Here is a 6,113-nt window from a genome sequence, read left to right as displayed (position 1 = left end):
TTTTTTTGCCGTGGAGGTGACAAGTTATAGCTAAAAGCAGCGAAGAGCCACGCACCAACGAGGAGATCCGGGCCAAGGAAGTCCTTCTGATCGACGCCCAGGGGGTCAAGGTCGGAGTTGTTCCCCTTGCGCAAGCGCTGGCCCTTGCCGAAGAAAGAGAGTTGGACCTGGTGGAGGTTTCAGCCCAGGCAGATCCTCCCGTCTGCAGGATACTCGATTACGGCAAGTACAAGTTCCAGCAGCAGAAGAGGGATAAGGATGCGAGAAAAAAATCCAAGGGACAGGTCGTCAAGGAAATAAAGATGAGGCCAAAGATCGACCTGCACGATTACAATTTCAAGGTGCGTGCCATCAAAGATTTTCTCCTTTCGGGCTATAGAGTCAAGGTGGCCGTCTTTTTCAGGGGAAGGGAGATGGCGTTCCTTGACCGGGGCCGGGAGGTTCTGGACAAAGTAGTAAGGGATTGCGAGGGCATAGGAAAGGTCGACATGCCTCCCCGAATGGAAGGAAGGTACATGCGCCTGATGATGATGCCGGTGCCGCAATCCGTGAAGAAGCCGAAGGTGGCGGCGACAAACACCGTTGCCGCCGGAGAACCGGAAAAGACAAAGGTTTCCGTCGAGGAGTAAACCTCCCACGTGTCCTTTTTCGTTCCCGTTGTTTTCCAGATAGAAGGGAGAATTTGATCATGCCGAAGATGAAAACGCACTCGGGGGCCAAGAAAAGGTTCTCGAGGACAGGGTCGGGGAAATTCGTTTACCATAAAGGCGGCCGTAGGCATCTTCTTGGGAAGAAGAATTCTACGCGCCTCCGCCGCCTCCGCAGGAAGAGTGTCATCTCCCCCTCCCTCGAGGAGCGGATGAAGACGCTTTTGCCCTACGCCTAGGCGTCGGGACGAACGACAGGGTTTCAACCAACCGAAAGAGGTGAGCGATCATGCCCAGGGTTAAGGGCGGAAGCGCCAGTGATCAGAAAAGAAAGAAGCTTTTTGATACGACCAAGGGCTACTTTGGTAGGAAAAAGAATGTTTTTCGAAGGGCGCAGGAAGCGTACCTCCATTCCATGTCCAACGCTTACAAGGACAGGAAGGCCCGAAAGAGGGATTTCCGCAAACTCTGGATAACCAGGATAAGCGCCGGGGCCCGGATGAACGATATGACCTACAGCACATTCATGAATGGTCTCAGATGCGCCAACATAGAGATCAACCGCAAGATGTTAGCCGATTTGGCGGTGCAGGACATGCCGGCCTTCGCCAGGCTGGTTGACCGGGCCAGGGAGGCGCTGGTGAAGTAAAGGGTCTCTCCTCTGTTCCGGAAGGGTCTGACGTCCGTCCCAGGGTTCCTGTCCAAGGCTTTGGCGGGGACCCTTGTCGTATAACCGGAGCCTGATGGCAAAATATGGACCAGAATGGCCCAGCGAGGGTATTATACTGTCAGGATTCTTTCTTCTCTTCCGGATCTGGTCCGGCAGGTTGTAGTAGCCCAACCCCAGATCAGGGCAGGAGATTTCATAGATAGATGAAATGGTCGAGGAGGGGAAGCGCTTGGGCGACATTCATGATGATGTAAGTCGAATCGAGGCCTTGTTCAATTCAGCACTTTCAAGGGCGGATACACTGGATGCACTCCAGGGAGTGAGGGTCCGCTTCCTCGGCAAAAAAGGCGAACTTACCTCCCTGCTCAAGCGCTTAGGTTCGCTTCCGGTAGGCGAGCGTCCCGAGGCTGGAAAAATGCTGAATGAACTGAGAGACTCCATGGAGGAGTCCCTGGCGAAAAGAGCAAAGCAGTGCGCCGATGTCCAGGTTACAGCCCGCGAAACGGGGGAGTGGCTCGATGTGACCCTCCCTGGCAGGGGCCGCCCCTGGGGAGCGTTCCACCCCGTTGCCCAGATCACCCAAGAAGCGATCGACATATTTGTCTCCATGGGATTTTCCGTAGCCTATGGCCCAGAGGTGGAGGATGACTTCCACAACTTCGAGGGCCTGAATATACCTCCTCATCATCCCGCCAGGGATATGCAGGACACCTTTTACCTCGAGAATGGACTACTCCTGAGGACCCATACCTCCCCGGTTGAGGTGAGGTCCATGCGGAAATGGGGCGCCCCCCTGAGGATTATCGTTCCCGGTAAGGTCTTCCGGAGGGACAGCGATCAGACCCATACCCCCATGTTTCACCAACTGGAGGGGCTGTTGGTGGACGAGAACATCTCCCTGGCCCACCTCAAGGGTTGCCTGGAAGCCTTTGTAAACCGGATATTTGGTCGCACGCTGAAGGCCCGGTACAGGGGCAGTTATTTCCCCTTCACCGAGCCGTCCCTAGAGATGGATGTCGAGTGTGTAGCCTGTTCGGGCGAGAATCCGACGTGCCGGATCTGCAAGGGGACTGGATGGCTTGAGATATCCGGGCTGGGAATGACCCATCCGAATGTCATCCGGGCTGGAGGCATTGATCCCGCCCGCTACAACGGCTTCGCCTGGGGGATGGGTCTCGACCGTATCGCCATGCTCAAGTACGGGCTGAACGATTTGAGGATCTTCTTTGAGGGCGACCTGGCTTTTCTCAACTCGAAGGGGGAGCACAGATAATGTTCGCGTCGCTCAACTGGCTCAAGGAATTGGTAGACATCCCCGTAGATGTCCCGACGCTGGCCCAGCGGCTTACCGACACCGGCGTCGAGGTCGAGGGCCTCGAAGTCCCGGTGCCCCTGTTCCGGGGCGCGGTAACGGCAAGGATCGCTTCCATCGCTAAACACCCTGACAGACCGGATCTTTTCGTCCTCTACGTTGATGCCGGGAGTAGAAAAGGTGTTTGCGTGACCGCGGCCAGGAATCTCAAGGAGGGCGACATGGTTCCCTGGGGTCTCCCCGGATGCGTGCTTGCCGATGGTACGGAGGTATCCACCAGGGATTTCCAGGGCGTGGTCAGCGAGGGTATGGTCCTTTCGGCCGAGGAGATCGGCCTTCCCGGAATCGCCGATGAGTTCGGAATTCTCAGGCTGGGGGAGGGTTTTACCCGCGGAGAGGATGCCAGGAAAGCCCTCGGACTTGACGATACCGTGCTGGAGCTCTCAATTACACCTGACCGGGGCGACCTTTTGAGCATGGTCGGCATGGCCAGGGAGATCTCCGCGATCTTCCCTGAGGCCAGGTACAGAGGGATCTCCCCCGTGATTCCACCCAGGGCGCCGATGCTTGACGATTTCCAGGGTATAACCCTCGTTGACCCGGGATGCCCCTTCTATGCCCTCGGTTCGATCGAGAAGGTGCGGATCATGCCTTCACCGGTGAAAGCCAGGATCAGGCTCCTTCTTTCCGGCATGAGGCCCATTTCAAACGTCGTGGACGCGACCAACCTGGTGATGCTACTGGTGGGTCAGCCCCTTCACGCCTTTGATGATGCCCGGCTTCCCGGTAGGGAGATCACCGTGCGTTTGGCCCGGGGAGGCGAGATGATCCTGACTCTGGATGGTAAAACCAGGGTCCTGGATGGGGAGGATCTCCTTATAACCAGCGGGGGCAAGCCCGTTGCCGTCGCTGGCGTAATGGGTGGAGAGGAAAGCGAGATCAGCGACGGAACAACCAGGGTCTTGCTGGAATCGGCCCACTTCGACAGCATAAAGGTAAGTAGGGCCTCCCGGAAACTTGGTATACCCAGCGAGGCTGCCTATCGGTTTTCCCGCTTCGTGGACCCCTGCAAGGCCGAGGTGGCCCTTGCGGTGGCCATGGACATGATGGCCGCTTGGGGCGCCGGCGTTCCAGGAGGGTGGATAGCCGCTGGTGAGGCTCTCCAAAAGGAGCGGAAGGTAGCCCTCACCTCGGCTGTCCTCGGCAAGATCATCGGAACCGGAGACCTGGACATGGCCACGGCAATTCTGGGGAGGCTCGGCATCTCCACCGACGACAGGGACTCCTCCATTAGGTTCTACAGGATACCCTCCTTCAGGCCGGACATCTCCATCGAGGAGGACCTCATCGAAGAAGTAGCGCGAATCAGGGGTTATGACAAGATAGAGGCCATCCTGCCGCCGGTCATGCACGCCACCGGCGATATCACCGACAGGATGAGGGCCGAGCGGGCCGTCCGGTCGACGGCCATGGCCAGGGGGTATTCGGAAGTGGTTACCTACTGCTTTGTCTCCCCGGCGGCCGTAGCGATGCTCCGGTTCCCTGAATCGGATCCAAGGTCGTCCCCGGTGGTTCTTTCGAATCCGCTTAGTGTTGACATGTCCGTCCTGAGGACGACCCTTGCCCCCGGTTTGATCCAGGCTCTTTTAAAAAATATCAGTTCCGGGTGGAGAAGGGCCATAAGGATCTTCGAGACAGGCATGGTCTTTTTCGGTAAGGGACAGGAAGTCGAAGAGATATTCAGGCTGGGAGGGTGCGTCTGCCCCGGCGTCGACAACCGGTCGCCCTGGGGCGAGCAAGAGACGGAAGACTTTCATTCTGTTGCTGCAGACATCGAAGCGATATTCGCGAGCAGAGGGGTTGCCCTGGATCTTGTCCCCGGAAGCGAGCCCTTCGGGCATGTGGGAAAGACGGCAAGGATCCTGGCCGGCGGGAACGATATCGGATATCTTTTGACCCTCAAGCCGGAAATAGAGTCCGAGATGGAACTTCCGGCACCGGTTTTCCTTTTCGAACTCGACATGGAACCCCTTGTCCACAATGGAAAAGCGGCCTTCGGTGAGGTAAGGAAGTATCCTCCTGTCTTCAGGGATATTTCCCTGGTAGTGAAGGAGGGAGTCTATTCCTCCGAGGTCCTGGTACTTCTTCGGGAACTGGGAGGCCGGCTCCTTGAGGATGTGAGGCTCTTCGATATTTATAAAGGAAAGGGAATCCCGGAGGGTCATCGAAGCCTCGCCTACACGTTGGCCTACCGTGACCCGGAAAAGACATTGAGGGACGACGATGTAGACCAGATTCACGGGAAGCTCAGGGATAAGCTTGTCCAAAGAGGGATCAGATTAAGATAACGGGGAGGGGTCGTTATGCTTGACCAGATCGACAGTCTTGAAAGCCTCATCGACAAGGTCTCGGCGACCATGTCAGAACTAAAGGCGGAAAAGGACCGGATGGGCGAAGAACTGAAAAACCTCCAGGAGATCCTTGATGGGAAGGAAAAGGAGATGGCTAGGCTCAGTGAGGAAAGGGAGATCACTGAGAGAAGACTGGCCGCCCTCCTGGAGAAACTGAGAACTTCCTGCGAACCCGAGAGTGAGGAAAACACTGCCGAGGCGGAAGAGGAACCTTCCTCTTCCCAGAATGAAGAGGAATCGCAGGAAGCTCCTGCCGGGGATCTATTCAAATTCGACAAGGATCCCCACCAGGGTGACCTGGCGGATCGTTTCTGATCGGGGGAGGAGGGCACCAGTTGCAGGAAGAGCCACGCCGAGTCCTTGTCACCCTGGGCAAGAAAAGTTATCCCCTGCTGACCCGCCTTGACGAGGAGAGATTCAAGAGGGTCCTGCAGATCGCCAAGGAGAGCGTAGTCGGGCTGGATCCATCGATGGAGCAGGATGAGAGGCTTTTGCTTGCCTGTTTCAAGCTCGCCTATTCCATTGAATCGGCCGAGATCAGGATGAAGGAAATGTTGGGTGGGAGTGAATCTCCTTGACCCTCGCCTTTGGAACGGACATCCTTTTTGCTCTCCTTCTCGCGACCTTCTGCGTCAGGGGCGCGGCCAAGGGTTTTTCCGGCGAGGTCATTTCATTACTCGCCACCATAGGTGGATTTCTGCTGGCTTGGAAAGTGTCGGCAACCGCGTCGTCTTTCATCTCGCCCTTTTTGCCTCTGCGCCCCGGCGCTACCCGGGTCGTCGTTCTCTTGATCTGCTACGTCCTTATCCTGGTGGCAGGGGTTTATGTCGGCAGGATAGTCAAGAGCTTCCTCAGGTTCACCCACCTCTCGGGCATCGACAGGGGAATGGGGATTGTCGCCGGAGCCGTTAAGGCCTTTGCGTTGCTGTTGATCGTCTACGTGGCTCTCATGGCTCTTTCGCCCATCCTATCGCCTTACTGGATGAACGAAAGCGTGGCCATGAAGATGGCCGATAAATCGTGGCCGGCCGTCCAAAGGACCCTTTCCTCGATCAAACTTCTCGACCCTTCTT

Annotated in this window: 8 protein-coding genes; all 8 read left to right on the top strand. The window is 56.7% G+C overall.

Features of this window, described 5'->3' with window-relative positions:
* Nucleotides 1-26: 26 nt before the first annotated feature.
* A complete protein-coding gene (locus GX108_06675; GenBank protein ID NLO56718.1) occupies nt 27-629 on the top strand; it encodes a translation initiation factor IF-3 in 603 nt (200 codons plus the stop codon).
* Between the two features lie 59 nt (nt 630-688).
* Nucleotides 689-886, top strand: coding sequence for a 50S ribosomal protein L35 (gene rpmI, locus GX108_06670; GenBank protein NLO56717.1), 198 nt, complete (start codon nt 689-691; stop codon nt 884-886).
* A gap of 50 nt (nt 887-936) precedes the next feature.
* On the top strand, nt 937-1,296 hold the full coding sequence (gene rplT / locus GX108_06665) for a 50S ribosomal protein L20 (protein NLO56716.1): 360 nt from the start codon (nt 937-939) through the stop codon (nt 1,294-1,296).
* Between the two features lie 229 nt (nt 1,297-1,525).
* Nucleotides 1,526-2,590 carry a phenylalanine--tRNA ligase subunit alpha gene (pheS, locus tag GX108_06660; protein ID NLO56715.1) on the top strand — a complete coding sequence of 355 codons (1,065 nt, stop codon included), beginning with the start codon at nt 1,526-1,528 and terminating at the stop codon, nt 2,588-2,590.
* The gene (locus GX108_06655; GenBank protein ID NLO56714.1) at nt 2,590-4,977 is read left to right on the top strand and encodes a phenylalanine--tRNA ligase subunit beta; all 2,388 of its coding nucleotides are present in this window, start codon (nt 2,590-2,592) and stop codon (nt 4,975-4,977) included. Before pheS ends, GX108_06655 begins: the two co-directional genes overlap by 1 nt.
* A gap of 15 nt (nt 4,978-4,992) precedes the next feature.
* Complete coding sequence (locus GX108_06650) at nt 4,993-5,355, top strand: hypothetical protein (GenBank protein ID NLO56713.1); 363 nt, start codon at nt 4,993-4,995, stop codon at nt 5,353-5,355.
* 20 nt (nt 5,356-5,375) lie between these two features.
* Entirely contained in the window at nt 5,376-5,618 is a 243-nt protein-coding gene (locus GX108_06645; GenBank protein NLO56712.1) for a hypothetical protein, read from the top strand.
* Nucleotides 5,615-6,113 (top strand): CvpA family protein (locus GX108_06640; protein NLO56711.1); only part of this gene is annotated, 499 nt, incomplete at its 3' end. The genes GX108_06645 and GX108_06640, both read left to right, overlap by 4 nt.

It is taken from the genome of Thermovirga sp., assembly GCA_012523215.1.
GTDB lineage: Bacteria > Synergistota > Synergistia > Synergistales > Thermovirgaceae > 58-81.
This window is presented reverse-complemented; position numbering and strand designations above follow the sequence as displayed.

What these genes read in the sequence shown, in the direction of transcription:
- GX108_06650 (NLO56713.1), top strand. Translation starts at nt 4,993, where the DNA reads ATGCTTGACCAGATCGACAGTCTTGAAAGCCTCATCGACAAGGTCTCG.
- rplT (NLO56716.1), top strand. Translation starts at nt 937, where the DNA reads ATGCCCAGGGTTAAGGGCGGAAGCGCCAGTGATCAGAAAAGAAAGAAG.
- rpmI (NLO56717.1), top strand. Translation starts at nt 689, where the DNA reads ATGCCGAAGATGAAAACGCACTCGGGGGCCAAGAAAAGGTTCTCGAGG.
- GX108_06655 (NLO56714.1), top strand. Translation starts at nt 2,590, where the DNA reads ATGTTCGCGTCGCTCAACTGGCTCAAGGAATTGGTAGACATCCCCGTA.
- pheS (NLO56715.1), top strand. Translation starts at nt 1,526, where the DNA reads ATGGTCGAGGAGGGGAAGCGCTTGGGCGACATTCATGATGATGTAAGT.